The sequence below is a fragment of the Caulobacter sp. UNC279MFTsu5.1 genome, from assembly GCF_900114015.1.
GTDB lineage: Bacteria > Pseudomonadota > Alphaproteobacteria > Caulobacterales > Caulobacteraceae > Caulobacter.
In genome coordinates, this window is sequence record NZ_FORN01000093.1 from 1 (window position 1) to 2,896 (window position 2,896).

Genomic DNA, 2,896 nt, shown 5'->3' on the forward strand with positions numbered 1-2,896 from the left:
TGCAGTCCTGGGAAGCCGAGGAGATCGCCTGGCACCAGGTCGGCCACGCCGACGGCGATGGCTGGTCCGCCGACCCGGCCACGGCCGACGGCCTGTTGACCTACGGCCCCTACGCCACCAACACCCCGGTCGGGGACAATGTCGCGGTCTGGAAACTGACCCGGGGCGCTTCGGCCTTGCCCGCCAGCCAACCCGTCGTCGTGCTGAGCGTCTTCGATTCCACCAATGGGACACGATCGCCAGCCGGACCATCACCCTGGCCGACTGGCCCGTCGCCTCGCAGTCGGAGTATTTCACCGTTCCGTTCACCCTGCCGGCCGCGCGCAAGGGGCATTACCTGGAGTTCTACACCCGCTACGTCCCGTCGACCTCCGTCAAGCTCGACCGGATCGGCCTGGCCCTGCCCACCCCGGTCGGGGCCCAGGCCGGCGCGGCGACGACCAGCTGGGAGGCTGAAGGGGCGGCCATCGGCCATATTGTCGGCTTCGCCGAAGGGGATGGCTGGGCCGCCAGCACCGCCAGCGCCGCCGGCTTCATGACCTATGGGCCGTATGTGGGCTCCCTGGCCGCGGGCGAGCACACCGCCCTGTGGGCCCTGATGATCGACAACAACGACTATGACGAGCAGCCGATCGTTCGCCTGGAGGTCTATGACGCCGCCCAGGGCGACGTGATCACCGACCGCACCCTGACCCGCCGGGCCTGGGCCCAGACGATGCAGCATCAGACCTTCGGCCTGCCGTTCACCCTGGACGCCTCGCGCGCGGGGCATCCGATCGAGTTTAGGACCTACTTCTGGCCGCGGGCCTATGTCCGCGTCGACAAGATCGGGGCGCGCTGAACATGGCGGTCCAACATCACGACGGCCAAGGCGGGAGCCAAGGACGTCTCGGCGTGGGAGCAGGCGGGGGGAAGAGCCAAATAGCGAGATGGGCGCGCCATGCGTGGGCCTGCGATCCCCTTGGCTGCGGGCCTGCTCTTGATGGCGTCTTCAATCTTCAAGAGCGGGACGCGGAAATTCGGTGAGTGTTCAGGGGGGTAAGGGGCAAATGAAGTCGGGAACATTCGCCTCGCGCGTCATGTGTTTCGTGGTGGCGTGTCTGCTGGGCGCGTCGGTCTGCGGTGGCTCCCTGGCCCAAGACCGTCCGGTCCCGCCGACGCACAGGTCGGTGGACGACAACTGGGTCGATCTGCTCAGTGGCGAACTGTCGAAGACCGAACTGATCAACAGCGTCGGTCCGCAGGGTCCCGGAGGCTTGGAGACCTCGCACCGCTTGACCGACGGCGTGGCTTGGACGCTTTCAGAGTCGTTCATCAAGATTGCGCCGGATGACATGTCCGACACCACGACCGTGGTCTTGCTGGGCAGGACCGAGGTCTTCAGCGGCACGCCGCAGACCATGCTCGACCCGATGAACGGCGCGGTTGGCGAGATTACGATCGACGGAAACGATTTCGTCTACAAGCTGCCCGACGGCACGATGGCCAGGTTTGACAAGGTCGCGCTTGGCCTCAACCGTACAACAGTGTTTGGAAAGGCTAGGAGCGTCACCTATCCCACCGGAGAGGTGCTGACCTTTTCGTATGGCACGGCGCTGAACAAGATCGAGAGCAGCCTCGGCTACGCCTTGACCGGAAATGATTACGGGGGCGGTTTTGACTGGCTGCCGGCGGCGGCCAATCTCACTCAGGGTGATTGTTCGGCCACGACCTGCTCGGGCCCGACCTATACCCACCAGGTCAACCTCGGGCGCGTGCTGCAGACGACGAGCAGTCTGCCGCCGGGTAGCGGCGTGATCACTGTGACCCTGACCAGTCCCGCCGGCGGAGCGCCCAGGACCTACATCGTGAAGCCAACGCCCAACGCCTGGAGTCCGGCGCGCGTCACCTCGGTCACCGACGGGGTCGGGACCTGGACCTATTCCTATAGCGAGGCCTTCGATCCCTATCCCAACGACAAGGATGGGATCCTGACCACGACAGTGACCGATCCGCTCGGCCATAAGCGCGTGGTCACCTCGCGGATGAGCAATCACAACATCCTCACAGACACGATCTATCCGGACAACGGCCCCGGCAAGACCACGACGTTCATCTACAATGCCGATTCCACCGCCCGGGGCTTGGGCTTCCTGACCCGGGTGATCGCGCCGGAAGGCGACGCCGTCGCTCTGGAATACGGCGCTTACATGAACGTCACGGCCCGGTGGCGCCTGCCCAAAGGCACGCCGGCCAGCGCCGATCCCAACACCGTCGCAGGGGCGACTGTGGTCCGGGCCAGCTACAACATCGCCGCCGGTTCGCTATGCGCGACCCGGCACATCTGCGACAAACCCGATTGGATACGCGACGCGCGCGGCAATCAGACCGACTTCACCTACGATCCGGTGCATGGCGGGGTGCTGACGGTGACCGCCCCGGCCCCGACCTCCGGCGCGGTGCGCCCTCAGACCCGCTACACTTACGGCCAGTTCACGGCGATGTACGTGCGCGGCGGGGTGATGCAGGCCGCCGCCGCGCCGGTCTGGCGGGTGACCCAGACCTCGACCTGCCAGACCCTGGCCAGCTGCGCGGGCACGGCCGACGAGGTCGTCACGACCTATGCCTATGAGTCCAGCAATGGCGCCAACAACGTGCGGCTGCTGTCGACCACTACCCGGTCGGGCGACAGCGCCCTGGTCGCGACGACGACCTACGCCTACGACGCCCGCGGCGACGTGATCAGCACCGACGGCCCGCTGGCCGGATCGGCCGACACCACCCGAACCTATTACGACGCCTCGCGCTGGAAGACGGGCGTCATCGGTCCCGACCCGGACGGGACCGGCGCGCTGCTCTACCGGGCCAGCCGCACCACCTACGCCGCCGATGGCCAGGTCACCTCGGTCGAGACCGG

1 protein-coding gene and 1 pseudogene are annotated in these 2,896 nt (G+C 66.7%); both read left to right on the forward strand.

Translation table 11 applies throughout. The features are described from left to right. A partial coding sequence (locus tag BM066_RS26635; RefSeq protein WP_218150950.1) for a hypothetical protein occupies window positions 1-841 on the forward strand: 841 nt, incomplete at its 5' end. A gap of 208 nt (window positions 842-1,049) precedes the next feature. Continuing rightward, window positions 1,050-2,896 (forward strand): annotated as a pseudogene (locus tag BM066_RS25640) (hypothetical protein); the annotation flags it as partial.